Annotated in this window: 22 protein-coding genes; 13 read left to right on the top strand and 9 right to left on the bottom strand. The window is 45.9% G+C overall.

Features of this window, described 5'->3' with window-relative positions; translation table 11 throughout:
• Positions 1-16: 16 nt before the first annotated feature.
• Positions 17-1,708, bottom strand: coding sequence for an NAD-dependent malic enzyme (locus ACXAGP_RS10790; RefSeq protein WP_475261342.1), 1,692 nt, complete (start codon positions 1,706-1,708; stop codon positions 17-19).
• 100 nt (positions 1,709-1,808) lie between these two features.
• Entirely contained in the window at positions 1,809-4,412 is a 2,604-nt protein-coding gene (locus tag ACXAGP_RS10795; RefSeq protein WP_475261343.1) for a penicillin-binding protein 1A, read from the bottom strand.
• 338 nt (positions 4,413-4,750) lie between these two features.
• Between ACXAGP_RS10795 and pilM the strand changes: the two genes are divergently transcribed.
• The 9 genes from pilM to ACXAGP_RS10840 all read left to right on the top strand — a co-directional run bounded on the left by pilM (position 4,751) and on the right by ACXAGP_RS10840 (position 13,977).
• Positions 4,751-5,809: a type IV pilus assembly protein PilM gene (pilM, locus tag ACXAGP_RS10800; protein WP_475261344.1), complete on the top strand. Its 1,059-nt coding sequence runs from the start codon at positions 4,751-4,753 to the stop codon at positions 5,807-5,809.
• Entirely contained in the window at positions 5,797-6,384 is a 588-nt protein-coding gene (locus tag ACXAGP_RS10805) for a PilN domain-containing protein (RefSeq protein WP_475261345.1), read from the top strand. Before pilM ends, ACXAGP_RS10805 begins: the two co-directional genes overlap by 13 nt.
• Positions 6,381-6,980: a type IV pilus inner membrane component PilO gene (locus ACXAGP_RS10810; RefSeq protein WP_475261347.1), complete on the top strand. Its 600-nt coding sequence runs from the start codon at positions 6,381-6,383 to the stop codon at positions 6,978-6,980. Before ACXAGP_RS10805 ends, ACXAGP_RS10810 begins: the two co-directional genes overlap by 4 nt.
• Entirely contained in the window at positions 6,977-7,516 is a 540-nt protein-coding gene (locus ACXAGP_RS10815; RefSeq protein ID WP_475261349.1) for a pilus assembly protein PilP, read from the top strand. The genes ACXAGP_RS10810 and ACXAGP_RS10815 overlap by 4 nt, the downstream gene beginning before the upstream one ends.
• Entirely contained in the window at positions 7,509-9,233 is a 1,725-nt protein-coding gene (locus ACXAGP_RS10820; RefSeq protein ID WP_475261350.1) for a type IV pilus secretin PilQ, read from the top strand. Before ACXAGP_RS10815 ends, ACXAGP_RS10820 begins: the two co-directional genes overlap by 8 nt.
• Before the next feature lie 160 nt (positions 9,234-9,393).
• Positions 9,394-9,909 (top strand): shikimate kinase AroK, encoded by a 516-nt coding sequence (aroK, locus tag ACXAGP_RS10825; RefSeq protein WP_338294293.1) that lies wholly within the window; start codon positions 9,394-9,396, stop codon positions 9,907-9,909.
• 26 nt (positions 9,910-9,935) lie between these two features.
• A complete protein-coding gene (gene aroB, locus ACXAGP_RS10830; RefSeq protein WP_475261351.1) occupies positions 9,936-11,003 on the top strand; it encodes a 3-dehydroquinate synthase in 1,068 nt (355 codons plus the stop codon).
• A gap of 42 nt (positions 11,004-11,045) precedes the next feature.
• Positions 11,046-13,079, top strand: a complete 2,034-nt coding sequence (locus ACXAGP_RS10835) for a hypothetical protein (RefSeq protein WP_475261352.1) — start codon at positions 11,046-11,048, stop codon at positions 13,077-13,079.
• Positions 13,080-13,146: 67 nt separating this feature from the next.
• Positions 13,147-13,977, top strand: coding sequence for a Dam family site-specific DNA-(adenine-N6)-methyltransferase (locus tag ACXAGP_RS10840; protein ID WP_475261353.1), 831 nt, complete (start codon positions 13,147-13,149; stop codon positions 13,975-13,977).
• On the opposite strand, the gene ACXAGP_RS10845 is transcribed toward ACXAGP_RS10840, so the two are convergent.
• The 5 genes from ACXAGP_RS10845 to ACXAGP_RS10865 form a co-directional block, all read right to left on the bottom strand.
• The gene (locus ACXAGP_RS10845) at positions 13,972-15,852 is read right to left on the bottom strand and encodes a methyl-accepting chemotaxis protein (protein WP_475261354.1); all 1,881 of its coding nucleotides are present in this window, start codon (positions 15,850-15,852) and stop codon (positions 13,972-13,974) included. The genes ACXAGP_RS10840 and ACXAGP_RS10845 overlap by 6 nt on opposite strands.
• A 36-nt stretch (positions 15,853-15,888) precedes the next feature.
• On the bottom strand, positions 15,889-16,599 hold the full coding sequence (locus ACXAGP_RS10850; protein ID WP_475261355.1) for a nucleoside-binding protein: 711 nt from the start codon (positions 16,597-16,599) through the stop codon (positions 15,889-15,891).
• 148 nt (positions 16,600-16,747) lie between these two features.
• Entirely contained in the window at positions 16,748-16,978 is a 231-nt protein-coding gene (locus tag ACXAGP_RS10855) for a DUF2970 domain-containing protein (RefSeq protein ID WP_475261357.1), read from the bottom strand.
• Positions 16,979-16,992: 14 nt separating this feature from the next.
• Positions 16,993-17,331, bottom strand: coding sequence for a hypothetical protein (locus ACXAGP_RS10860; protein WP_475261358.1), 339 nt, complete (start codon positions 17,329-17,331; stop codon positions 16,993-16,995).
• A gap of 671 nt (positions 17,332-18,002) precedes the next feature.
• Positions 18,003-18,647: a TorF family putative porin gene (locus tag ACXAGP_RS10865; protein ID WP_475261359.1), complete on the bottom strand. Its 645-nt coding sequence runs from the start codon at positions 18,645-18,647 to the stop codon at positions 18,003-18,005.
• 285 nt (positions 18,648-18,932) lie between these two features.
• Here ACXAGP_RS10865 and rpe point away from each other — a divergent pair, with 285 nt between their 5' ends.
• Together rpe and trpS are read left to right on the top strand one after the other, a co-directional pair.
• The gene (gene rpe / locus ACXAGP_RS10870; RefSeq protein WP_475261360.1) at positions 18,933-19,619 is read left to right on the top strand and encodes a ribulose-phosphate 3-epimerase; all 687 of its coding nucleotides are present in this window, start codon (positions 18,933-18,935) and stop codon (positions 19,617-19,619) included.
• 27 nt (positions 19,620-19,646) lie between these two features.
• Positions 19,647-20,654 carry a tryptophan--tRNA ligase gene (gene trpS, locus ACXAGP_RS10875; protein ID WP_475261361.1) on the top strand — a complete coding sequence of 336 codons (1,008 nt, stop codon included), beginning with the start codon at positions 19,647-19,649 and terminating at the stop codon, positions 20,652-20,654.
• Here the strand turns inward: trpS and ACXAGP_RS10880 are convergent.
• On the bottom strand, positions 20,641-21,549 hold the full coding sequence (locus ACXAGP_RS10880; RefSeq protein WP_475261362.1) for a LysR family transcriptional regulator: 909 nt from the start codon (positions 21,547-21,549) through the stop codon (positions 20,641-20,643). The genes trpS and ACXAGP_RS10880 overlap by 14 nt on opposite strands.
• Positions 21,550-21,641: 92 nt before the next feature.
• Between ACXAGP_RS10880 and ACXAGP_RS10885 the strand changes: the two genes are divergently transcribed.
• Positions 21,642-22,445, top strand: a complete 804-nt coding sequence (locus ACXAGP_RS10885) for a class II aldolase/adducin family protein (protein ID WP_475261363.1) — start codon at positions 21,642-21,644, stop codon at positions 22,443-22,445.
• An 87-nt stretch (positions 22,446-22,532) separates the two neighbouring features.
• Complete coding sequence (locus tag ACXAGP_RS10890) at positions 22,533-23,402, top strand: bile acid:sodium symporter family protein (protein WP_475261364.1); 870 nt, start codon at positions 22,533-22,535, stop codon at positions 23,400-23,402.
• Between the two features lie 6 nt (positions 23,403-23,408).
• Here ACXAGP_RS10890 and ACXAGP_RS10895 read toward each other — a convergent pair whose 3' ends face one another.
• Positions 23,409-25,724 (bottom strand): methyl-accepting chemotaxis protein, encoded by a 2,316-nt coding sequence (locus tag ACXAGP_RS10895; protein WP_475261365.1) that lies wholly within the window; start codon positions 25,722-25,724, stop codon positions 23,409-23,411.
• Positions 25,725-25,818: the final 94 nt, after the last annotated feature.

Raw genomic sequence — 25,818 nt, forward strand, 5'->3', positions numbered from 1 at the left:
CAGGGCATTTAATCGATTACAAGCTGACGCGTTTGTAAGGGCGGTATTCGGCGTGCCAGAAAAAGCGGTCAATACGCTCCAGAATAACTTCATCCGTTACTTGCAGCGCAAGATTTTGTTCCTGAGCTTGTTTGGCTACGGCAAAGGCGATCTTTCTACTCACTTGTTGTACTTCCCGCAGAGGCGGCAATAAGTCTCCCTCACCTGTGTTGGCTAGCGGTGAGCACTCAGCCAGTGTTGAACTGGCGGTTAATAGCATTTCGTCGGTAATGCGGCTGGCTTTGCTGGCCAGTACACCTAAACCAATTCCCGGGAAAATGTAACTGTTGTTACATTGCGGAATATTGAATTTCTGGCCTTCGAATTCTACGGGTAAAAATGGACTACCCGTGGCGACAATGGCCCGACCTTCAGTCCACCGAATAACATCGGCAGGATGCGCTTCCACTTGTCTTGAAGGGTTGCTTAACGGAAAGATAATTGGACGTTCCACATGGCTTGCCATGGCCTTAATGACTTCTTCCGTAAAGAGTCCACCGACGCCTGATACGCCAATAATTACCGTCGGCTTAGCATTGTTAATCACTTCTAACAACGAAGGAAATTGACCGTCAAACTGCCATTTTTTCAGATTGCTGCTGTCTTGTGCCAGGCACTGTTGAAAGTCTCGCAAATCAGGTGTCTGATCGGTTACCAAACCGTGTCTGTCTACCATGAAAATCTGGCTTCGAGCTTTTTCAGGTGCCAGACCTTCAGCACTCATTTGCTGTATGATCTGTTCTGCGATACCACACCCCGCTGAGCCGGCACCGACAAAGACTACATTTAAATCTTTCAACTGAGTTTTGATGGCTTTCGTAGCGCACATCAGCGTACCCACGGTAACGGAAGCGGTGCCCTGAATATCGTCGTTAAAACAACAAAATTTGTCGCGATAACGTTGTAAAATGGGGGTGGCGTTGTGTTGCGCAAAATCTTCAAACTGGATCATGACACCAGGCCAGCGCTTCTCCACCGCATTCATAAACAGTTCGATGAACTCATCGTATTCTGATTGACTAATGCGCGGGTGGCGGCAACCCATGTACATGGGATCTTCCAACAGCTTTTTGTTATTGGTACCGACATCGAGCATGATAGGCATGGTGTATGCCGGGCTAATACCACCACAGGCGGTATAAAGTGCTAGCTTACCAATGGGGATGCCCATACCACCTATGCCCTGATCACCTAATCCAAGGATGCGTTCGCCATCGGTAACCACAATCACTTTAACATTGCGTTTGGTGGCATTGCGCAGGATATCGTCGATATCGTGTCGGTCGGCATAGGATAGAAACAAGCCTCTGGACTTGCGGTAGATATCTGAAAACTGCTCACAGGCATCACCTACGGTTGGGGTATAGATGATGGGCATCATCTCGTCAATGTGCTCCTGAATCAGACGGTAATACAGCGTTTCATTGGTATCTTGAATGGCCCGCAAATAGATGTGTTTATTCATTGGATCAGCAAAACTGGAGTACTGCGCCCAACAGCGCTCCAATTGTTCTTCAATGGTTTCGTAACGCGGTGGTAAAAGACCCGCCAGGTTGAAGGCTGCTCGTTCGTCATGGCTGAAGGCACTGCCTTTGTTTAACAAAGGGGTTTCTAATAGAGCGGGGCCTGCGTAGGGGATGTACAAAGGATCGTTGTTATCTTGATTCATAATGCTTTTGTCAGGGTCAAATTATTGAAAGTATAACGGTAAAACGGGTTTTATTGTTGGCAATCGTGCTGGTAAGACGAGCAATAAAGCTTGTTCGTCTTCAGAATATCTCATCTTCCAGAGTCGGTTTTTGCTCTTCGTCTTGAGTTTGGTCGATGATCTCATGCTCAGCGACCCATTCAACGGGTTCCGTACCAGTGATGAAATACTCGAATTTGGATGTGTGATCCGTACGACCAGTGAGCTTTCCGGTGCCTCGGTCGATGCGCACCGATACGATATTTTCAGGGATGGCCTTACTCATTTCGGGTACATCAGACAGCGCTTTTTGCATGAATCTGATCCAGGCAGGCTGGGCTGCTTTAGCACCATCCTCACCACCTTGCATTGCGTTACCAATGATGGTGGTATTGTGCGGGTTATTATTGATGAGATAAGGATATGCCACAGTTCTACCCAGTGAACGACTCGGATCGTCGAAACCTACCCAAACAGTGGCCACCAGGTCCGGTGCAAAACCGCTAAACCAGGTATCTTTTGAGTCGTTGGTGGTACCGGTTTTACCCGCCAGATCTTTGCGCCGTATGAGCGAGTTAGCCCGCCAACCGGTTCCGCGCCAGTAGGTTTTGTTTTTTACGCTACCGCTACCAGTGATGGCGGTTCTGAGCATTTCCGATACTAAAAACATATTTTGACTGCTCACCACCTGTTCCGCTTGTGGCGGTAGTGCAGTTAAATGCTCGTCGTTGTGAGGGTTATCTCCGACTTCTGGTTGGCCCAACTGTGCCGTTAAGCCTTCGGTTTGTTCGCATACTGGACAGGCGGTAAGTGGATTAGCACGCCATACATATTCGCCGTACTGGCCTTCAATGCGCTCGATAAAATGAGGACTGACTGCGTAGCCGCCATTGGCAATGGTGACAAAGCCATTGGCAACTTCAATGGGTGTGATTGAGGCCGACCCCAAAGACAGTGATTCATCGCGTGGCAGGTCTTCCATTTGAAAACCAAATTTGCGCAGGTGATTGCGCACATTATCAATACCCACTGCTCGCAGCAATCGCACTGCCACCACGTTCTTAGATTTGCCCAAAGCGATACGCATGCGAATAGGGCCATCGTACACCGCCGGAGAGTTTGCTGGACGCCATGCTCGCCCGGAGCTTCTGTCCCATTGATTTATGGGCGCATCGTTAATTACCGAAGCAATCGTGTGGCCTTGTTCAAGGGCTGCGGAGTACAAAAAGGGTTTGATATTGGAGCCCACTTGTCGCTTTGCTTGTGTGGCGCGGTTAAATTGACTTTGATAAAAGCTATAGCCTCCCACAAGCGCACGTACCGCCCCATTATTGGGATCCAGTGCCACTAAGGCACTACTGGCTTCCGGAAATTGTGATAATTGCCAACGGTCATCTTCATTTCGCTGCCGTATCCAGATCAGCGCACCTTCTTGCAGGATATCACTGGCAGTTTTGGGGGGCGTACCTTGACGTGTATCCGTGATATAGGACCTTGCCCACGCCAGACCATCCCATTCAATTCGATGATAGGCTCCACTTTTATCAATGACGGTTATCGCCTGTTCAAATACATTGGTGACAACTGCTGGGCGCAGCGGACCATAGTTAGAAAAGCCCTTAAGGTGATTGACAATCTTTTGTTCTGACCAGGCCATATCAGGGATAAAACTGCCATCATCAGCCTCTTCTGGCGGCGGCGACTTACGCCATAATTGGCCGATAATACCGCGATAGCCGTGACGTTCATCATAATCATGTAGATTTTGTCTTAGCGCAGCGATAGCGGCCTTTTGGCTTTCGTAATCGGCGGTGGCATACACTTTATAGCCACCGGTTTCGGCCTCTTCTTTGCCGTAAATAGACACCATTTCGTTGTAGATAACATCGGCCAGATAAGGCGCGTCTAGCTCTATTTCAGCGCCGTGTAAGGCGGCACTGACAGGCTCAGTAGTAGCCCATTCATAATCCGCTCTGGTGATAAATTTTTCACTTAACATTCTACCTAAAACAACTCTGCGTCTGTCTACTGAGCGCTCCGGGCGGCTGATGGGGTTCATTGTGGAAGGGGCCTTAGGCAAACCAGCCAACGTGGCTATTTGAGCCAAATTAAGCTCATCCAATGATTTTCCGTAATAGACCTGTGCTGCAGCACCAAAGCCGAAGGCGCGATGTCCCAGCTCTACTTTGTTGATATACAGCGAGAGGATTTCATCTTTGGTGAGTACGCGCTCCATGTGCCATGCGATAAAGATTTCTTTGAGCTTACGCACAAAGGTTTTATCACGTGTTAAGAAAAAACCTCTGGCTAGCTGCATGGTAAGTGTACTGCCACCTTGGCTGAGACGTCCCGTCACCATCAGGTTAAATGCGGCGCGGATGATACCGATAGGATCAATGCCAGGGTGCTCGTAAAAGCGGCTGTCTTCTGTGGCTAAAATGGCATCGATAAGTTGTTGCGGAACTTCTTCTAGCGTGACCGGGATACGACGTTTTACTCCGTATTGCGATATTAATCGACCATCACGGGTGTAGATTTGCATAGGCGTCTGTAGTTTTACATCCTTCAGGATCTCAACACTGGGGAGTTCAGCGCGAATATAAAAATACACACCAGCAATGGCACCCACACCCAAGACAGTCCCCAGGGCGAAAACGCTAATCAAATACTTAAGCCACTTACTCACGTGTAGGTATGTTCCTGTGCCATATCCAAAAGACTATCTGCCAGTGGCAGAAGAATTAATTATTTTATATTAAAAAGGGTGTGTATGTGAAACGCTCAGATGGCCCATTTCGTCACTAATAACGAGTTAAGCTTCTCAAATTTGCCTATTTCTCGAGGAAATAACTCTCTTCTGACTGATAAAACTAAAGGAAATCCGTAAAACAACGAAATAATGACAATAAGCGTCACTGAATTGCATGAAAATTAATACGTTAGTGTCACCAGAACTAACTATTTTTGTTACATCTTGTAAAAATTATTCTATGCTTCTAGTGAGTAGAGTAAAGAGACATCAACTTGAATCTAAGCTTGAGTAAAAACAAAAATCAATTGCTTGGCGTTGATATAGGTAGTCGCTTTGTGAAAGCATTACTTTTATCGCAAAAAGGCAAGCGTTATTGTGTCGAAGCGATCGCGTGCGAACCGATTTACGGCAACGTCATGCAAGAAAGAGAGATAAAAGACTTCGACGCAGTGAATCACGCGCTGAAAAAAGTTCGAAAAAGCTTGAAGACTAGTGTGAAAAATATCGCTATCGCAATTTCTGGCTCTACGGTATTAACCAAAGTTGTCGACATGGACAGTGGCTTGAGTGATGTTGACCTGGAAGCACAAATTGAAATTGAAGCCGATAGCTTAATCCCTTATCCAATTAATGAAGTTTATATCGACTTTGAAGAACTCGGCGCCTGCGCAAGAAAGCCGGGGCGCTCAGACGTTTTACTCAGCGTTGCCCATAAAAATATTGTTGAAAACCGTACTTTGATTTCAAGAGAAGTAGACTTTGAAGTCAAGGTTATGGATATCGAGGGCTATGCCCTTGGTAACGCCATGATTAACTTCACTACGTTCGATGAGCAAGAGGCGACGTTTTGCCTGGTTTTAGGGGCTGCCCAATTGCAATTGACCGCAATTAAAGGTGGGCAAGTGGTCATGAGTAGGGAATTACCTTTTGGTACTGATGCTTTAGTTAATGATATGGCCATGGCTTATGAATTGTCTCACAATGATGTGCAAAAAGGGCTGCTTTCCGGCGACCTTCCAGACAACTGGCGGGACGTGATGTACCCGCAGTTCTTGTCTTCCTTGCAAATGCAGATCAATAGAATCTTGCAACTCTATGCCACAACGTTTAATACGGACCTACCCAAAAAACTCTTTATGTGTGGTGGTGGGGCCATACTCGAAGGGATTGTTTCTGATCTTGCCATGGACATGCAAATTGAAATTGAGGAGTTTAATCCATTTTCATACTTTGATGTCGCCAAAGGCTTAGACTTACAAGAGTTTCATGGTGTGCAGTTTGGGATTGCTGCAGGATTGGCTTGGAGAGGTTTTTCTGCATGTCACACATAAACCTGTTACCCTGGCGGGACAAACAGCGAGAAAAACAAAAGCAGCTTTATTTGGCGAGTTTGGCAGTCTGTGCACTTGTAGCTGTGGGTGTTGTCCTTGGAGTTGGCAGTTTTATCGACAGCATGATTCAAAATCAACAAATTCGAAATCAATTCCTCGAGAAAGAGTTAGCTATTCTGGATGTCAGAATTGGCAAGATTGGAACCATTAAAAAGCAAAAACAGGATATTGAGCGTCGCATATCACTGATTCAGCAATTACAGGAACATCGCAATGTCAGTCCCAAAGTACTCGATGAACTTGCCAGACTTGTGCCTCCCGGAATAGCCTTTAAACAATTTACCCGCAAACAAAATCGAATTGAGGTGGTGGGCGTGAGTGAGTCGAATAATCGACTGGCGGATTTTATGCGCCGATTGGAGAGTTCTAAGGTTTTTATCGATAACGATTTGTCTTCGGTTGTTGCTGATACATCTACGTCTGAGGCGGTTAGTGACTTTAAGTTGACATTTTCTATTAGCCCTGAAGTGTCGCCTCCCTTGCTTAGCTTGCAAGAAGCGGAGCAAGCAAAGTGAAGTTCGATTTCAACAAACTCAAGGAAATGAACGATCTGGACTTTGAGCAGATTGCTTATTGGCCATTTGAAGTTAAAACGGTATTTGCTTTGCTGGTTTTTATTATTGTCTCCGGTGGTGCATTTTATTTTCTTGTGAAAGATAAATTACCTGTATTGGAGAGTCTGGAAAGAGAAGAATTTGAGTTAAGAGGTAAATACGAGGCAAAGTATCTTATAGCAGCAAATCTTGAAGCCTATGAAGAGCAATTGGAACAACTAAAGTTAGATTTTCAAAAGGTCGTCAAATCGCTGCCTACGAGTAATGAAACGCCGGGGCTTCTGGATGATATTACTCTGGTGGGTACTTCTTCTGGGTTAACGTTTAAAGGAATTAACTGGCAGAAGGAAATTCCCAAGGAATTCTATACAGAGTTACCTATTCGTATTGAGGTAAATGGCAACTATCATGAATTTGGTGAATTCCTTTCAGAAGTCGCCAGTTTACCAAGGATTGTGACTGTGCATGATTTTGAAATGGAGACCGCTGGAGGGGAATTAAGGTTAGTACTATCTGCCAAAACCTATCGGGCGATTTCCGAGCAGGAGCAGCAATGAGAGCCCTTATCTTGATAGTTCAGGCTGCCATAATATTGAGCGGATGCTCGGCTGACACGACGGACCTTCAGCAGTTTATTGCAAGGGTAAAAACGGCAACACCACCACCCATCGAGCCTTACCCCGAATTCAAACCAATTCCTCCATTTATTTACGAGGCTCAGAATGAGCGCAGTCCATTTGTCAGGCCCAGAAGCCAGGATCTGGCATTGCAAGACCAGAGCAGAGAGAACTGTTTGCAACCGAATGTCGGGAGAGTTAAAGAAACTTTGGAGAGCTATGGAACAGATGCACTCACCGTGCATGGCTTTTTTACCAGTCAAGGACGAAACTGGGCATTGATTATTGCCAACGACGGTTCCCTTCATCGTGTTACTGTCGGCAATTATTTGGGTTTGTTCTTTGGAAGAATCACCAGAATAACACAAAACACTGTATTCTATACCGAACAGTTGCCCGATGGGGCAGGGTGTTGGCAAGAGAAACATTCTAAATTAACAACTTCAGACGGGGCCGGAGAAGTAACCAATGTATGATAATAAATTTGCTCCATTTATCGTATTTGTTTGTCTTGTGCAGCTGTTCAATCAATCAGTTTTTGCACAACAAGACATCAGACTAGTTGATCCGTCGCCTGTGCAGAGCACCTCAGTTCAAGCAACACTCAATAATATTGATTTCAGAAAACTTTCTGACGGCAGTGGTGAGTTGCTAATAGAGTTTGACTCAAATGACTATCCGATATTGCTCTCCAGAGAAAACAAACTTCTGCATTTAAATTTACCCGGCATAAAACTTGGTGAAGGGCAACTGCTACGCCTGAATGTGACGGAGTTTACTACCCCAATTCAATATGTAGAAAGCTTTCAGGATGCTAACCAATCTTCATTAATAATAGAGATGGCTGGTGATTTTAATCATCACCATGAAAAAGAGGGCAGGCAGCTGCGGATCGTGATTAGTGAGGTTGAGTTGACTGACAATGAAGCCCGGTTTAAGGCACAGTTTTCAGGTGAGCCAATCTCACTCGATTTTCAGGATGTGCCTGTCAGACAAGTTTTGCAGATCATAGCCCAGGTTAACGGTTTTAATTTAGTTACGACTGATACTGTCACCGGCAACGTCACAATAAATCTCTCGGATGTACCTTGGGATCAAGCACTGAGTATGATTTTGCGCATAAAAGGGCTGGATCAACGGATGGAAGGAAATATTTTATTGGTTGCGCCTTCGGAGGAGATGGCCGCTAGAGAAGCGCAAATCTTGCAGACTAAAATGCAGGCAGCCGAGCTGGCGCCGCTCACGACTCGGCATATACAGGTAAATTATGCCAAAGCGTCTGACTTAGCGCAGATTTTGAAATCTAGTGATGGCAGTGTCCTCAGTGCTCGAGGTAGTGCGACAGTTGATGAGAGAACCAATACTCTCATAGTGAAGGATAGCCAGGAATCCATCGTGGAAGTACTGGAAATGATAGAGCTGTTGGATATTCCTGTGCGTCAGGTATTGATTGAGTCACGTATGGTGACAGTGCGTGACGGAGTAGATGAACAACTGGGAGTTCGTTGGGGCTTTAGCGACCGGCAAGATGAAGATGGTGTTTCGGGCTCTCTGGTGGCGGCAGATCAGCTTTCCGCGGGTACTGTACCTTCAATCGATGATAGGTTAAACGTTAATTTGCCGGTTAGCTCTCCTGCGGGGCGCATCGGTTTTACTGTAGCTCGCCTGGTGGACGGTACTATTCTGGATCTGGAGCTATCCGCGCTTGAGACGGAAAACAAAGGTGAAATCATTGCCAGTCCGAGAATAACGGTGGCCAATCAACATGAAGCCTATATAGAACAAGGTACTGAAATACCTTATGTTCAAGCCACCTCCAGTGGTGCTACCTCCGTAGAATTTAAAAAGGCCGTGTTAAGTATGATGGTAACTCCTCATATCACACCCGATAATCGCATTATTCTTGATTTAGTGGTCACCCAAGATACCCGTGGTGAGACAGTGTCTACACCCACAGGCCCGGCCGTTGCGATAGATACTCAGGAAATAAGCACTCAGGTACTAGTAGAAAATGGTGAGACAATAGTACTGGGCGGTATTTTTCAGCAAACCATCTCTGACGCGGATACCAAAGTACCGCTGCTGGGTGACTTGCCATTGCTTGGAGGATTGTTTAGAAACAGTCAACAAGTGAATGACAAACGGGAGCTGTTGATTTTTGTGACGCCAAAAATTCTGACGGATTCCTTGTAAAACCACAAAAAATCCCCATATCCAGCGAGTTAATCGAAGCAAACCGAAGATAAGGCAAGCAAAAGGGTTGCCAAATCGCGCCTGTAACTGAGATAATCCCGCTCTCGAAAATCGAGCGAGGTTGGAATTTCCATTTTTTTAGATTGTTGACGTAGATAAAATGGCCGAAAAAAGAAACATTTTTTTAATAGGGCCGATGGGGGCTGGTAAGAGCACCATTGGCAGACATCTGGCAGACGAATTACACTTAGAATTTTTTGACTCTGATCAGGAAATAGAAAAACGCACTGGTGCGGACATTTCCTGGGTATTTGATATTGAAGGCGAAGAAGGTTTTCGCGATAGAGAAGAGTCTGTCATCACTGATTTAACCGAAAAACAAGGCATTGTACTCGCTACTGGCGGTGGCTCTATCGTGCGCAATTCTGTGCGCAACAGATTGTCAGCCAGGGGCATTGTTGTGTATCTGGAAACGACTATAGACAAGCAAGTGGCTCGTACGCAAAGAGATAAGCGTCGTCCACTGTTGCAAAATAACGATCCGGAGCAAGTATTGAAGGGATTAGCGGGAGAGCGCAATCCACTGTACGAAGAAATTGCCGATTATACAGTTCAAACAGACGACCAAAGCGCCAGAGCTGTGGCGAATGCCATTATAAGTAAAATTGGTCTGTAACTAAATATCCTTTGGGGGGAGCGCGCATGTCGACCTTAACAGTTGAGTTGGGGGTGCGAAGCTACCCCATTATCATTTCTGAGAATCCACTTTCTCAACCAGAACTCATTAAAAAACACCTGAAAACCAATCGCCTGTTTGTGGTGACTAATCCTGTGGTTTATGACCTGTGGGCTGAAAAATTGCGCTCTGCACTTGCTGATGTCGATTTGGTGTTTATTCAGGTTCCCGATGGTGAAGAATACAAAACACTACACACCATGGAGCAAGTGATTGGCGAGCTATTGCAAAATCACGCTGCTCGAGATGCCACTTTACTGGCGCTAGGCGGTGGTGTTATTGGTGATCTGACGGGGTATGTTGCCGCCAGTTATCAGCGCGGCATTCCGTTTATCCAGATGCCAACTACCTTGTTGTCACAAGTGGATTCCAGTGTTGGTGGTAAAACCGCAGTAAATCATGCTTTAGGCAAGAATATGATTGGTGCGTTTTATCAGCCGCAAACCGTGATCATCGATACTCAAACTTTAACCACGTTACCGCCACGAGAGTTTTCAGCGGGTATGGCTGAGGTCATCAAATACGGTATTATCTATGATGCCGTATTTTTCCGGTGGTTAGAGTCGCAGCAGCAAGCCATTAAAGCTTTGCAAACTGATGCCATTCAAAAAATGATTTATCGTTGCTGTGAAATAAAAGCAGAAATTGTCGCCCAAGACGAGCGAGAAAAAGGATTACGCGCTTTACTTAATCTCGGCCATACTTTTGGTCATGCCATAGAAGCAGAGCAGGGCTATGGCAATTGGTTACACGGAGAAGCAGTTTCAGCTGGCACCATAATTGCTTCAATGGTTGCACAGCAAAAAGGCTGGTTGACAGCGTCAGAAGTCAGTCGCATTCGCAGTTTACACGAGGCGTTTGACCTTCCTGTGGAGGCACCGAAAGACATGGGTTTCCAACAGTTTATGGCGCACATGCAGCACGATAAAAAAGTCGAAGCTGGTCAGATTCGCTTTATTATTCCCCAAGGGATTGGCAAAGCGGTGGTGACCTCAGACATTGATAATGGGCTATTAAAAAGTATTTTAAAATAGCAGTAAGAACTTGATTAGACTTTGAAGGTAAATAAACCCGAAATGCAACATTCAACCTTGTTAACCGAATACACTGATATTTCCCAGCGGTTGGAATATCTGGTGGCGCACTCATCGCAAATGGTGTTTATCACCGGCGAAGATGTGGCGGTGCAACAAGGTTTCGTGGAGGCGTTTTTAGGGCAGCAAAGTCAACGGGCAAATGTGGCCTTTATCAACGCACGACGCGGAAAAAATGGTCATTATTACCTACAGCAGCTTTGCGAGCAGTTGCAAATTCGTCTCAACAAGGGTCACTCTTTGGTACAGGCTTTTGCCGCCAGAGCGGACAAAGGTGAGCCGATACTGATTGCTATCACTGCCGCTGAGAATATTCCTGAGGATGTGTTGCGAGAGCTTTGGGACCTGGTACTGCAAAATCGCTTCGCCCGCAATGGTGAGCAAATTAATATCTTGATGTTTGGCGAACACTATTGGGCGGAAGACGTGAAATCATGGTTACCTACTAACAATAACGATAAACCTGTATTACTCACTACACAAACCCTTGAATACGATGAAGAAACGGAAATCGAAGGCGACCTGGATGAGCTGATCGCCAACCGTCGGGCTTTGTTTCAGGAGCGTATGAAAAGCCGTGCCAACAGTCCTGTGAAGAGACAGTCACCGCTTAAAATCTGGTGGGTAAAACTGGCCTTGGCTCTGGTGTTTTTAGCCAGTTTCTCTTCTTTATTGATTTGGCAATATTTTGATGTCACATCTGCTGCGGTTAAGGAATTTACACAGTTTTTGTTTCAGAGTAATTCCGCTCCTGAAACTGCGAGACAGCCCGCTGAATTAGAATTAGAAGCAGAGCCAGAGAGTGCGGAATCTCTGGATAATCAACGTGTCGCCATGAACTTTAGCGATGCTATGGAACGCATTGAAAACAGCAACCAGTCGCAAAATTCAGCGACAGAATCAAGACTTGAAAGTGATGTTAATGTTGCTACTTTTAGCAAACAAAGTGCCGACTCACCTACGTCGGAGTTTATTGCCGATATCAGTGCAGAGCAGTTAAAACAGCTAAGAGATACCGGAACTATTAGCCCCACAAGCACTAATAATGTGACTGATACTGAAAGCGCCACAGAGGCACCTGCCGAATTGGCGACCAATGGGATTAATACTGATGTCAGTGCACTGGCACAAGAAAGCACCCTTAATCGAAATGGTGCAGTCGCTCAGGATGAGGCGCTATCGGCTTCCGTAATGGATGCGCTAGCCACCCTGGAAGTAATGACCTCACCTGTTACGAAAAATCAAGTAGACAGGGCTGAGCAACCACAAACTATCGCCAGCGAACCCGTAATTCTGAATGCCGCAAGTGAGCAAAATGCCACGCTAGACTCCATTGATCAAGCTTCACAATCTGAGCAAGAGGCAGCTACTGAGATAGTGAGTCAGCAAAGTGTAACATCTGACGCTTCAAACACTGAGAGTGCAATAAACCCGGTGATTACACCGGATACTAGTAATTCACAGCAGCCCTTAACTCTGGACACCCGTCGTGGTGAAGTTAACGATTACCCCGTGGAAGACATTGTGGCACAGCCTTTGGTAAGCGCGGATGGTACTGCTCAAACAGAAGCGCAGGCAACCGTACCATCAGAGAATAATGCCGGGGTGGAGGCTAACATCGGGGCTGAAGTTAATACCGTGTCTGACGTTGTCACTGAAAATGCCACTGAAACAACCGATAATGCGTTGGTAGCCGAACAAACCACCAGCTACCAATATCACGAACCCCTATTGTTAGAGCTACCGCAAAACAGTTTTGTACTGCAGATATCGGGGATTAGCAGTGAGTCGCTGTTGCAAGAATACTTAGTGGACAATCGTTTGCTCAATGATGTGTGGGTTTACAAAACCCGTCGCTATGGTGGTGATTGGTTTGTGGTGGTGCACAACCAAAATTACATCAGTCTGGATGCTGCCAGAGTCGCGGCACAGAACTTTTCGACACAATTTCCCGGCACGGAGCCTTTTGCCAAGACGCTTGCCCAAGTACGCAATGAAATTGCCAGTGTGAATTAGCTGTAATTTTTTATCAGTCAGGTACAATCTCAGCGTTCAGTTTTTCAGGTCAGATAATAATAACAGCATGCCGCAATCTAAACACCGCGCCTTTTTGAAGTGGGCTGGTGGCAAATACAACCTCATTGAGCGCATAAACAAAGAATTACCCAAAGCAAGTGTGTTGGTGGAGCCCTTTGTTGGTGCGGGATCAGTGTTTCTCAATACTGACTACGAAAGCTATCATCTTAATGACATCAACGAAGATCTGATCAACCTGTATAAAATTTTGCAAACGGATAGCCAGTCCTATATTGCTGAAGCTGAGCGATATTTTACGCCGGAATACAACCAGGAGAAGGTTTACTACCAGATACGAGAGCAGTTTAACCACAGCATCGATGTGTTTCAGCGGGCAGTGTTGTTTTTGTACCTTAATCGTCACGGCTACAATGGGCTTTGTCGTTATAACCTCTCCGGCAAATTTAATGTGCCATTTGGGCGTTATAAAGCCCCTTATTTCCCGCGCAAAGAATTAGTGTTATTTGCACAAAAATCCGCAAGAGCTACATTCAGTTGTTTACCGTTCCAGCAAGTTATGCTCAATGCGCCTGAGGGCTCAGTCATTTATTGCGATCCGCCTTACGCACCAGTGTCTGAAACGGCTTATTTTACCTCGTATGCTAAACAGGGATTTAGCTTGGCTTTGCAAGAAGAGCTGGCGCAATTGGCCAGCGATGTGAGTCAAACACACGGGCGTTTTGTTTTGATTAGTAATCACGATACGCCTTTTACTCGCAAGATTTATGCTTCTGCCAGGTTACGCAAACTCTCTGTTGCGCGCTTTATCAGCCCCAAAGGAGATGGGCGAAAGAAAGTAGCGGAACTATTGGCTTTATACAAGCCAGGCGCCTTATAGTTTAAATTTCGCAATCAAGTCGCTTAGTTTTGATGTCAGAGCATGCAATTCTTGAATGGCACTTTGCGCATTTTCCATTAACTCTTGGGTTTCCAGTGCGTCATTGGAAATAGTAACGACGTTACTATTAATTTCTGCTGTTGCAATTTGCTGCTCACTGGTGGCATGAGCCACCTGTTCATTAATTTGACTTATCTCACCAACAACATCGAAGGCATCCATCATTTTGCGGCCAGAATTGTTCACCAGTTCAACATTGGTTTTGGTGGATTCTCGGCCATTTTCAATTGCGGAAACAGACATGGAGGCTTTGGAGTTCAGGCGGCCAACCATTTCATTGATCTCTTCAGTGGACTCAGAGGTCCTCTTGGCCAGACTTCTCACTTCGTCCGCAACGACAGCAAAGCCACGCCCCTGTTCACCTGCTCTGGCTGCTTCTATTGCAGCGTTCAATGCCAATAGGTTGGTTTGCTCTGAAATGCCTCTGATGACTTCCAAAACATGGGTTATCGACGCAATTTCCTCAGATAATTCTTTGACACTGGTTACGGCATTTTCCATTGATGAAGAGAGCGTTGTCATTTCCTGAATAGATTTTTGCGCATCTTTGTTGCCGATAGTGAGCTCTTTTTGAGCGTCTGAAGCAAATCCTGATGCCTGCTTGGCGTTTTGGGATATTTGGCCTACCGTCGCTTCCATTTGATTTATTGCAGCTGCTACGGTTTGGGTACTGCTGCTTTGATTTTTCGAAACCAAAGTGGCCTTGCTTGAAGTTTGATTAACCGAGTCGGCTACCTTGGCGATTTCTTTTGCGCTGTCTGATACTGCGCTAAACATCATATGTAATCTGGCAATGAATTTATTAATTTCCCCCGCCAGCAGTCCTAGTTCATTCCCTGTATGTTCTGGCAGACGAACGGTGAGGTCACCTTCTCTTTCCGTAAGCCCCGTAATGGCATCGGTGATCTTATCCAAAGGGCGAAATATTTTTTCAGCAATAATTCTGACGATAAAAAATGCGGCTATTGCGACGATGATTGCGATGAAGAAGATTTTATAGATTGCTTCATCAATACTTTTATAAAGCTCTGCCTTGGGGATCTCCCCAACCAATTGCCAATCTATCGAATTCAAGGGCACACGAGCTGTAGCAAAGCTTTGGCCATCTTGTTCAATTGTACTGTAACCTTGACTGATAGACTTTGGTAAGCTGATTTTGTTGCCTATCTCATTCTTGTTCCGGTGTAATTTGATTTCACCTTGCTCATCAATGAGATACACCAAACCTGACTGAGCTATTGAATAGTTTTTAATGATCTCCGTCATGTCTGCGAGAGACTTCCCGATCCCAGCAATACCAATACGCTGGCCGTTTTGGACAATTGCGTAATTGATAAAGACTACCGGTACTTGAGTTGCCTGGTCGATATCAAAACTCAGTTCGAATTGGCGATTTGAATTAATGAACGAGTAAAACCACTGATCTTGCGATGGGGATAGGGTTCGGGATAATCCTTGATGGTTGTAATAGTTTCGCGATTCTTTCAGAACTACGTAAGCTGAGATGGCATCGTTTCTTTGTTTAATATCTGTCAGGTAGTACACAATGTTTTTTCGAAATGATTCAGGTTCACCTTGAGCTATCCATTGCAGCACCAGGTGGTTTTGGGCGATGCTTTGAGACAGAATCACAGGTGGTGCCAGCTCTAGTTCTATGGCGTTTCTTACCTCTCGCATTGCCGTAGGCAACTCTGTTTCACTGAGTTTTTGATTTGCCTGTTCCCTCAACCCCGAAGACACAAACAGCGATGATATGAGAATGGGCAGTATCGCGGCAGCAATTAAACTGGCGTATACTTGATGCTTTAACAACATGTTAGTTAGTCCTCTGAGTAGCAGTTTGCATTGCGCTTAAAAGTGCCACTTTGTTAGCAAATTGAGGTTTTTTTCATCGATGCCTTCGATGCCAAACTTATTAGTCCAATAAACATATTCGATACCGACATACAGCTTGCTTTTTTCAATGGAGAAATGCGGCGCCAGGTCGTATTTAAGCTGTGACGTAAAGTTAAGATGACTTTTCAGAACATTGCCAAAGTCATCCTGAGTGCTGGAGGCGAAATCAATAAAGCCATCGAAATAGAGCTTACCTAGCGGCAATCCGAAGACTACCGTCAGCTGCTCGCTGTTGTCGGCAAATTCATTGTTCCGTATATACAAGTTGGTTTGCAGATAATCAAAAGCAGAAATTTTTAGATCCAGTCCAATGCCATAGAGAAAATTAGTAAAACCGTCGCCAATTTCACTAGAGCCAGCCAGATAAATTGCACCGATAGGGGTTTGTTCAAATTGCTTGAGTTGATAGCGCAAAGTGAGCTCTGCATAGGTTTCGGTGAAACCATCATCTGACTCTAGTCGGTCAACAAAAAGGAAGCTGTCACCCCAAGTATTACCAGAAGCGTGCTCCAGGGTTAACACTGTCCGGTTGCTGTCACCCAGTTCATAATCATTGCCTCTAAGGGCGGTTATACTGAAGTCTGACCAGAGATTTTCAGCCAATAATTCACCAGCGAAACAACAAAAGATTAATCCTCCAATACAATGCCGTGTAACTCTATTCATAATTCATTTTCGCCTTAAGCTTTAAATATCTCGCCAGTGAGTGTGGAGCTTCATGGTTAGCAAAAGGGCTGGATGAAAAATCAACACTCACTGAACTGAGTGTTGTAGATAAGTGCTGGAAAATCAAATATCAGCGTCGAGTGTCAATTCAAGCGGGTAGAATCAGAGAAACGAGCGCGATGAGGGCGGCAACAAAAAGCGCTACAAAGCCAATACCCACAATTAAATAAGGCACAAACGAGGGTTGCTGAAAATCACTGTGGTGATTTTTAAAACTCTGCACGCCGAACATGCTGGCTGATACGCTTTTTATCACTTGCCACAAGGATGCTGGCTGTGGTGGATGCGATTCCGAGGGCGTCTTGGTTGGCTGAGACATCAGGATAGTCCCGATTAGCTGGCTGTGCTGTTATCCTGACCGCTATCGGTGACTCTTGTCAACAGCTCCAACAAATCCAGATAGTGGAACTGCTTGCTGGCACTGCTACCTGAGAACCAGGACACCCAACTGACACCGGACGCTTGCTGTTTGGCACAGCGATTGACCGGATGACTCATGGGCAATGATTTGTCAAAAGTGCTGTCGGCGGGGCAACTGCAGAATTGCAGGCTGTCATCTTCCAGTTCACCAGCGAAGGAGAGCATAGCCACTAATGCTGTACTCAGTACTAACATTTTTTGATTTCTTGTGGAGAGCATATTCTCAATCCTGGTTGCAACACTTTGTTTCATTATACGTCCTGTCTGACAAAGATAAGAGGAAGTTGGTCGTTAAAAATCTGTCGTTTATCTCAGCAATACGCTTGTTTAGCATACAAAGCGTGATATTTGGCCGTGAGTTAACATCCTGAGTTTGGACAACTTCAGTAACAAAAGTTCATATTTTTCAAGCTATGAAGCACAGATAAGCAGCAATTTAATAATATTCGGCTGGTATGAATTTTACCTGAATAGGATAGGCAGAGGTCATTTTGTAGGTATTCGTCGCAATTTGAGCGGTGGCGACAGTTCGCAGCAACAGGAGCAGGCGGCCATGCATCCTGCATAGCCGCCGAGATATATCCGACAGGCTCACCCTACAGAGCCCGGCAGACATATATACCCAAACCACCTCAAGATGCCTGCTTCAGAGCTTTCACGGCGCTTTCAGTACAAGGCGCACTTGAGAAGGAATGTCGGCTACCTTTCAAACAAGTGCAACACAGTAATGGAAGCGCCGTGAAGCTCCCGAAAGGCGGGGCCTAAAAGCATTTGTGCGGCGTTAAATTGTATCGACGTGAGAACAACCATGCCATCTCCAATTTACCTTGCCTAAATCCTTTTATCCTCCCGCTGAAGTCGAGTATCTTGAGGTAGTTTGGGTATATAAGTTGAAGCATCCGTGCTTCTGAGTGAATCTTTATTTACAGTGAGAAAGATTTGCCGATGCTGAACAGGATGGTTTCATCGCTTTCACCGCCACCCAGGTCACTGTCAGCAAACACCATAGAGATGCCAGCATCAAAACCGCCGATCTCTGTGCCATAGCCTACTTCAAAGTATTCCCCGTCTGCTTCGTCACCAAAGGTACCGAAAGTACCGTAGAAACCTTCGTGCTCTAAAGTTAGGCCCAGGAAGGTGTAGTCGCCGCCAGCAATGCCAAGGTCTGCGTCATCTTCCCAATCACCAATTGTATATTCAATAGACAGCATGCCCCAACCTAAGCCAAGGTTCAGTTCGTTGTAAGCTGAATCGAAGTCACCCGTGTACTGGTATGTAGTTACGCCGATACTGGCAGATACATCTTCGCTGATATCAAAACCGTAACCGCCATAAAAATCGATTTCCAGACCGTCTTCAACGTCTGCTACCCAAGTACCCAGGTAAAAACCACCCTCTTCGTAATCAAGTCCGGCACTTGCTGAGGCAGAAGAAGTTTGCTGAATACCGCGGAAGTGGTACTCAGATACCAAACCAACATTGGCGCTAACTTCGGCATAAGAGGCTTGCGAGAATGTGCAGGCGGCAACGGCAAAAGCGATTGCGGCGCTAGTTTTAGTTAATTTCATGTGTGTTTCTCCGTTTTTTGTAGTGTGCTGGCCTAACTAGAGCAAAACTGATGCCCGTTTATTTTATCCCTTTAAGGAAGTTTTAAGTGCTTCTTAAGTATCTGAAAAATATAGTTATATTTGGTTTTTATTTATCCGGGTGTTTTTCAGGATGCCAGTAAACGCCGCCTGGATTATTCGGACTGTGCACAAAATTAGCGCAATCGCACCAAAATAAGGCTTAGCCTTATGGGGGGGGAACTGGTATTTTGTGCGCCTGGATTATTGCTTGATTGAGAGTGAAAGATGTTTGATTCGCAGAAATTCCTGATTGCCCCTTCTATCTTATCTGCTGACCTGGCACGCCTGGGTGACGATGTTGCTCGGGTAGTAGCAGCGGGAGCGGATGTGATCCACTTTGATGTGATGGATAATCACTATGTGCCCAACCTGACATTTGGACCGGCAGTGTGTAAGGCCTTGCGGGATTATGGCATTACTGCAGATATCGACGTGCATTTGATGGTGAAACCAGTGGATGCCCTTATTGAGCAGTTTGCGGATGCGGGCGCCAGTTATATCAGTTTTCATCCCGAGGCAAGCGAGCATGTTGATCGCAGTATTCAATTGATTAAAGACAAAGGCTGCAAAGCTGGCTTGGTATTGAATCCCGCGACCCCACTTTCCGTTCTGGACTATGTTATTTACAAGCTGGATTTCGTATTATTAATGTCAGTAAATCCCGGTTTTGGTGGACAGGCCTTTATCCCGAAAACCCTGGACAAGCTTCGCGATCTAAAACATCTAATTCATGAGCAAGGGTTGGAGACCCGAATAGAAATTGACGGCGGCGTGAAAGTCGATAATATTCGCGCCATAGCAGAAGCCGGGGCAGATATGTTCGTCGCTGGCTCAGCGATTTTTAATCAACCAGATTATCAGCAGGTAATCGACGCCATGCGCAGCGAGTTGGCGCAGGTAAACAGTAAATAGTAATTGTATTTAAAAAGAGAGTTTCTGATGAGTAGTAAACCCATTGTATTAAGCGGCTGCCAACCTTCCGGGCAATTGACTATCGGCAATTATATGGGCGCCTTAAAACAGTGGGTGAGCATGCAGGAAGATCACGACTGCCTTTATATGTTGGTAGACTTGCACGCCATCACCGTGCGTCAGGATCCTAAACAGCTTTATGAAGCCTGTCTTGATGGTTTAGCGCTATATGTTGCCTGTGGTATTGATCCCGTTAAAAGCACCTTGTTTATGCAGTCGCATGTGCCGGAGCACGCCCAACTGGCCTGGATCATGAACTGCTACGCTCAAATGGGTGAGTTGAATCGCATGACCCAGTTCAAAGATAAGTCAGCGAAGAACGTCAATAATATCAACGTAGGCTTGTATAGCTATCCGGCACTACAAGCCGCAGACATTTTGCTGTATCAGGCGAATAAAGTCCCGGTAGGCGAAGATCAAAAACAGCACCTGGAGCTCACTCGAGACATCGCCACTCGTATGAATAATTTATACGGTGATCTGTTTACACTACCAGACCCATATATTCCTGAATTTGGTGCGCGCATTATGAGCCTTCAGGAGCCCACCAAAAAAATGTCCAAGTCGGATGATAATCCCAATAACTATATTGGTTTATTAGAAGAGCCTAAAAAGCTGGCGAAAAAAATAAAACGCGCAGTCACCGATTCAGACGAGCAAGCTCGTATTTATTTTGACGTGGCTGAAAAGCCCGGCGTTTCTAATCTGTTGACCTTGTTATCTTTGTCTACAGGACGCTCTGTGGCGGATTTGGTACCGGAATACGAAGATAAAATGTACGGCCATCTCAAAACAGATGTTGCTGATGCCGTTGTGGCGCTGGTGGAGCCAATTCAGGAAAAATTCAAAGCCTTGCGGGAAGACCGAGCTGCTCTTGATGCCATAATGAAAAGTGGTGCTGAGCGTGCTTCTGCCAGAGCCGCTGAAACCCTGGCAAAAGTGTACGATGCCGTGGGCTTTATCAAGCGTCCTTAGTCAGGTCTTCTGCAAGCACTGTAATTTCGTTTTTTAACCACATCACGGCGGGATCCAGTTCCGCCGCTTGCCACCAGTAGAGATGAATGCTGATTTGAGGCAGCTGCAATGGCAACGGTAAAATCGTCAGTGGCAGATGAGTCGCAAACTGACGCGCTGCGGTTTCCGGTGCGGTCATGATCAAATCCGTATTGCATACCACTTGCACGGCACCATAGAAGTTTTCACAGCGCAGTACCACATCCCGTTTTAAGTTCGCTGCCGTGAGGGCATTATCTACCAGGTTAATATCTGAGTCCTTCAAAGCAGCTACCACATGCGGCCATTTCTGATAACTTTCGAGGTCACATTGCCTCGTGATTGCATGGCCTTTGCGGCATAACAAAACAAACTTATTCTTTCCAAGTAGCTGATTATTTATGTTGCCCGGTATGGCGATAAGTGAATCCAATGCCAGGTCAATCTCCCCATTGTTTAGCGCTGAGGCAAGGTATTTTGGCTCAATGCTGTGATTGCGCAGGCGAATTTGTGGGGCGAGTTGTTGCAGCCTGGCCACCAGGGCCGGAAAGTAAAGGGCTTCCAGAATATCGCGCACCGCAATATTAAAGGTGCGTGGTCGCTTGCCCGGTTGCCACTGAGTGTTAGCCATGAGTGTGTTTTGCAGGGTGTGCAAGCCACTCTCTACATCGGCAATGATGCTCTGACAGTATTCGGTGGCGATCATCTGGCGTCCGTGGCGCTCGAATAACCTGTCATTAAAGTGTTCCCGCAATCGGGCCAAAGCATGGCTCACTGCCGGTTGCGTCAGATGCAGTTTATCCGCGGCCTTGCTCACCGAACCTTGTTGATAAATGGTCAGCAAAACATGGAACAGATTATAATCAATACTATGCATAAGATTAATGGGTGGCGATAAATATTCATCATTTGAGTTTATCTTTATGGCGTTTAAAATCCAATCAGTTTAAAAATTGAGCGGAGTATGTAATGTCTGGAAATCAAACCACAATCGAAAATATGACTATTGGCGCGGAGCAATACGTTGTGCCACAGCCGCCAGTATTTGATGATCCTGTACAACAGCGGGAGTACGATAAAGTGCGTTTGGCAGCGGCCTTTCGAGTATTTGCACTGCAGGGGTTTGACGAAGGGCTGGCTGGCCACATTACAGTGCGTGATGCCTTGGAAAAAGATACCTTCTGGGTGAACCCATTGGCGGTACACTTTCGCCATATAAAAGCCAGCGACCTGGTACGAGTGAGCCATCAGGGGGAAATACTCGAAGGAAAGCACGCCATCAACAACGCCGCGTTTGCCATCCACTCTCGTATTCACATGGCGCGGCCCGATGTTAATGCGGTTGCTCACGCCCATACTCGCAATGGCAGAGCCTTTTCGGCACTAGGCCAAAAACTGGCACCTATCTCACAAGATGCCTGTATGTTCTATGAAAATCACGGTTTGTTTGATCACTTTACCGGTGTTGTGGCGGGTTTGGATGAGGGGGATCTCATCGCGGAGGCACTTGCTGATAATTTGGCGGTTATATTGCAAAACCATGGGCTACTCACCGTTGGTAAATCCGTTGATGCCGCGGCGGCAAACTTTGTTTTGATGGACAGCTGCTGCGAAAGCCAGCTATTGGCGCAAGCCGCAGGTGCGCTAAAACCCATTCCGCATGAAATTGCCGTAAAAACGCGAGCCATGAATGCCAACGATTTGGTAACCTGGGGGAACTTCCAACCTCTATATCAAATCGTTCAAGCTCAGGACGATAGTTTTAAATATTAAAGCGCTAAAGCTTTGCAACAGTAAAGCATTTGACATACTGCACCATACAGGTGAGGGTAGTTCAAAAAAGAGAATAACAGGTGAACAATGCAAGACTCAGTCTTAACACAGGTATTACTGCCGCTAATCTTGGCGGTAATTATGTTCGGGATGGGGCTGAGTCTCACCAAAGCCGACTTCGCTCGCTTGTGGCGCACGCCCAAACCAATATTGGTGGGCTTGATTGGGCAAATTTTATTATTGCCAGCGTTGGCCTTCGCCGTTGCCATTTTATTTAATTTGTCTGAAGAGTTGGCCATTGGATTAATGATCCTGGCTGCCTGTCCCGGTGGCACCACTTCTAATGTGATCAGTCATCTGGCAAGAGCCAATTTGGCTTTGTCAGTATCATTGACTGCCGTGACCACCGTGATTTGTGTCTTTACCACGCCCTGGATTATTCAGTTTGCCATCCTGCAATTCAGCAGTGCTGAAGCACAATCCTTCTCATTGTTAAAAACTTCGATTGGCCTGATGGTGTTAACGCTGGCACCGGTCTTGGCGGGTATATGGTTTCGTTCTCGTTGGGAGCAAAGGGCGTTATCCATTGAGGGGGTTTTTCGCAAAATATCACTGATTTTCATGATAGTGCTGATCATTGCTATCGTGATCCAGGAACGCGACATGCTAATGAGTTCCTTTGACAAAGTTTTTTGGGCCACCGTCATTTTAAATTTTGCCGCCATTGGCACCGGGATATTATTGGCTCACCTAAGCGGATTAGCGTTCAGGGAAAGGGTGACTTTGGGTATTGAGGTGGGGGTGCAAAACGCATCGATGGCCATACTCATTGCCATCACCTTCTTATCCAGCCCGGCATTTGCCACTTCCGCCGGTGTCTATGGCGTCACCATGTATATTGGCTCAGTGTTTTTAGCCGCTTGGGCGAAGAAAAACGCAAAGCGACTCTGTAATTAGGGATTGCTAAGTACGGAATCGTCCCACTTCTTGCTGCAGGTCAGCCGCAATTTCGGCAAGACCTACAGCTGAACGGGCAATTTCATCGGATGCCTGACATAGTTCAGTTGATGATTCTCTAACGTGCTCGACATTGCGATTGATTTCGTCACAGGTGTACTTTTGTTGCTCGCTGGCAGAAGCCACCGCAGAATTCACCGAAGCCAATTGGGTAATTTGTTGGTTGAGCTGTTGCAGTGATTGATTAACACTTTCCACCAGTTCAATACCCTCTTCGGCAGAATCAGAGGCCCTGCCCATGGATTCGACTGCGTTATTGGCAACTGTGGTTAATTGTGCGATTTTGCCCTGAATTTCCACCGTACTTTCCTGAGTACGGGAAGCCAAATTGCGCACCTCATCGGCCACCACAGCAAAACCGCGACCGTGTTCGCCAGCTCTTGCCGCTTCTATTGCAGCATTAAGGGCCAACAAATTGGTTTGATCCGCAATGCTGTTAATGACAACCAATACTTCATTGATATTTTCCACTTCAGTTTGCAATGTTTGCAGGGTATTGGCAGATTGAGTGACTTCCTGTACCAGAAGTCCTATGTTTCCACTGGTTTGGGCCGCTCTTTGAGAATTTTTTTCGGTATTTTGTTTCGCTTCAGAAGTGCTGTTGGCGGCGACCACGGAATTTTCGGAGACTTCCTGAATCGCTTGATTAAATTGCTGAATAGACAAGGTGACTTCTTCGGCGTCATGCTGCTGACTCTGCGCAGCTTGATTGGTTTGTTCCGTAGTGGCGCTTAATTCAGTACTCGCAGATGAAATCATTTCAGCACTTTGTTTCACAATGCTGATAATTTTACGGATCTGTTCAATGAACTGGTTAAAACCATTGGCTATACGATCTATTTCAGGAATACCCGATTCAGGGATGCGAGTGGTCAGATTGGCATCTTCTGAAGTCAAGGCTTGAAACTCATTACTGATTTTCAGCAGTGGTTTGATGAGCATTTTTGCCAAGTAAAAGGTGAGAGCGACGCTGGCGGCGATCATCAGTGCGGTGACCAGAGTGCTGTAGCCCCATATTTTTGCTGTGAGTTCATAAGTGGGGGCGAAGGCTTCCTCCTCGTCGATTTCTGCCAGGATGCCCCAAGTGTAAGATCCTACTTCAACAGCTGCATAGGCCGAAAGCACCTTCACTCCGCGATAATCTTCAATTATTTCGAATCCACTTTGCCCTCTAAGCGCCTTATTGGCGCCAGAGGTATTAACAGATTGCTGCGCAATACTGGTATTTTTAAGTTCAATCTCGCTGGCAATATTACTCATCCCGCGAGTTTTTAAAACACTAAGATAACCTTTGGGATCTTCCACCCAAAAGCGACTTTCGTTTCTCAATGTCTGATCTTCACCGATTAAATATATTTCGCCACTGTCACCAAAACCGCTATCCTGCCATTTTTGTTCATGGGTCATGATGTCATTCAATCGACTGATGGGCATTTGAAAGATTAGCACTGTCGAGACAGTACCTTCATCGTACACCGGGGTGGCTATGAAACTGGCAGGGTTATTATAAGAGGGCAGATAAGCCTTGAAATCGGTTAACCAGGTTTGTCCGGGTTGAAGATTCACCGCTTTGTTAAAAGCCTCAGCGATACCGCTTTGCGCATAGGGCCCGCTGCGCAAATTAGTGGCAAAGTCCAACTCCTTAAATACGCTGTATACCAGGTTGCCTGTTTGGGCATCAACAATGAATACATCGTAGTAAGCAAAGGTCTCCAAAAATACTTTGAAGGTTTCATGGTAAGTGGCATGTGCTTCGGCATATTGAGTGCCGTTGTTTAGCTCAAACAGGCGGTCTTTGTTACCTAATGGGTTGGGGTTTTGCACGATAAAGTCATGTTGTAAAAGTAGTGCGTTTTCGCTTAAGCCGCCGAGCATAGCTGCAGTATTGGCGCTATCCTTATTTTGGCGCTGATATTCAGCCAGGAACTGATTCTGATAGTAATTACTCACTTTGCTAGCGATTTGATTGTCAAATGTTTGTTCGCTGGAATAGGCTTCAAAGGCTGAATTAAATGCACGACTGGCCTCTATCACCGTTTTATTGGTTGCCAATGCGGTCAATTGCCCCTCGATAGTGTGGAAGTAATTTTCTACTTCCCCTTTAACGAGCGAGCGTTTTGAGACTAAGTCCTTCTGATATTGATGCAATAACGCTTCGTTCATCTCAGCGATTGAAAGGCTTGAGTTAATTGTGACGTTGGTGAGTAGTGCAACAAAAACAATTAACGCAATAGCAGAAACCAGTCTGGCTTGTAGAGTCATAAACTTCCCTGTTTAAAAAATAACCTAATGTGGCACGTGAGATTCTAGATGGAGACTTGAGCACGATGCAAATACATTGCGAGAATAAGATAAG

Source organism: Planctobacterium sp. AWM4_229, assembly GCF_056160305.1.

Excerpts from the sequence above, each read along its gene's own strand:
- ACXAGP_RS10790 (WP_475261342.1), bottom strand. The coding sequence starts at position 1,708 with ATGAATCAAGATAACAACGATCCTTTGTACATCCCCTACGCAGGCCCC.
- ACXAGP_RS10805 (WP_475261345.1), top strand. The coding sequence starts at position 5,797 with ATGTCACACATAAACCTGTTACCCTGGCGGGACAAACAGCGAGAAAAA.
- ACXAGP_RS10815 (WP_475261349.1), top strand. The coding sequence starts at position 6,977 with ATGAGAGCCCTTATCTTGATAGTTCAGGCTGCCATAATATTGAGCGGA.
- ACXAGP_RS10820 (WP_475261350.1), top strand. The coding sequence starts at position 7,509 with ATGTATGATAATAAATTTGCTCCATTTATCGTATTTGTTTGTCTTGTG.
- aroK (WP_338294293.1), top strand. The coding sequence starts at position 9,394 with ATGGCCGAAAAAAGAAACATTTTTTTAATAGGGCCGATGGGGGCTGGT.
- aroB (WP_475261351.1), top strand. The coding sequence starts at position 9,936 with ATGTCGACCTTAACAGTTGAGTTGGGGGTGCGAAGCTACCCCATTATC.
- ACXAGP_RS10835 (WP_475261352.1), top strand. The coding sequence starts at position 11,046 with ATGCAACATTCAACCTTGTTAACCGAATACACTGATATTTCCCAGCGG.
- ACXAGP_RS10840 (WP_475261353.1), top strand. The coding sequence starts at position 13,147 with ATGCCGCAATCTAAACACCGCGCCTTTTTGAAGTGGGCTGGTGGCAAA.
- ACXAGP_RS10845 (WP_475261354.1), bottom strand. The coding sequence starts at position 15,852 with ATGTTGTTAAAGCATCAAGTATACGCCAGTTTAATTGCTGCCGCGATA.
- ACXAGP_RS10850 (WP_475261355.1), bottom strand. The coding sequence starts at position 16,599 with ATGAATAGAGTTACACGGCATTGTATTGGAGGATTAATCTTTTGTTGT.
- ACXAGP_RS10855 (WP_475261357.1), bottom strand. The coding sequence starts at position 16,978 with ATGTCTCAGCCAACCAAGACGCCCTCGGAATCGCATCCACCACAGCCA.
- ACXAGP_RS10860 (WP_475261358.1), bottom strand. The coding sequence starts at position 17,331 with ATGAAACAAAGTGTTGCAACCAGGATTGAGAATATGCTCTCCACAAGA.
- ACXAGP_RS10865 (WP_475261359.1), bottom strand. The coding sequence starts at position 18,647 with ATGAAATTAACTAAAACTAGCGCCGCAATCGCTTTTGCCGTTGCCGCC.
- rpe (WP_475261360.1), top strand. The coding sequence starts at position 18,933 with ATGTTTGATTCGCAGAAATTCCTGATTGCCCCTTCTATCTTATCTGCT.
- trpS (WP_475261361.1), top strand. The coding sequence starts at position 19,647 with ATGAGTAGTAAACCCATTGTATTAAGCGGCTGCCAACCTTCCGGGCAA.
- ACXAGP_RS10880 (WP_475261362.1), bottom strand. The coding sequence starts at position 21,549 with ATGCATAGTATTGATTATAATCTGTTCCATGTTTTGCTGACCATTTAT.
- ACXAGP_RS10885 (WP_475261363.1), top strand. The coding sequence starts at position 21,642 with ATGTCTGGAAATCAAACCACAATCGAAAATATGACTATTGGCGCGGAG.
- ACXAGP_RS10890 (WP_475261364.1), top strand. The coding sequence starts at position 22,533 with ATGCAAGACTCAGTCTTAACACAGGTATTACTGCCGCTAATCTTGGCG.
- ACXAGP_RS10895 (WP_475261365.1), bottom strand. The coding sequence starts at position 25,724 with ATGACTCTACAAGCCAGACTGGTTTCTGCTATTGCGTTAATTGTTTTT.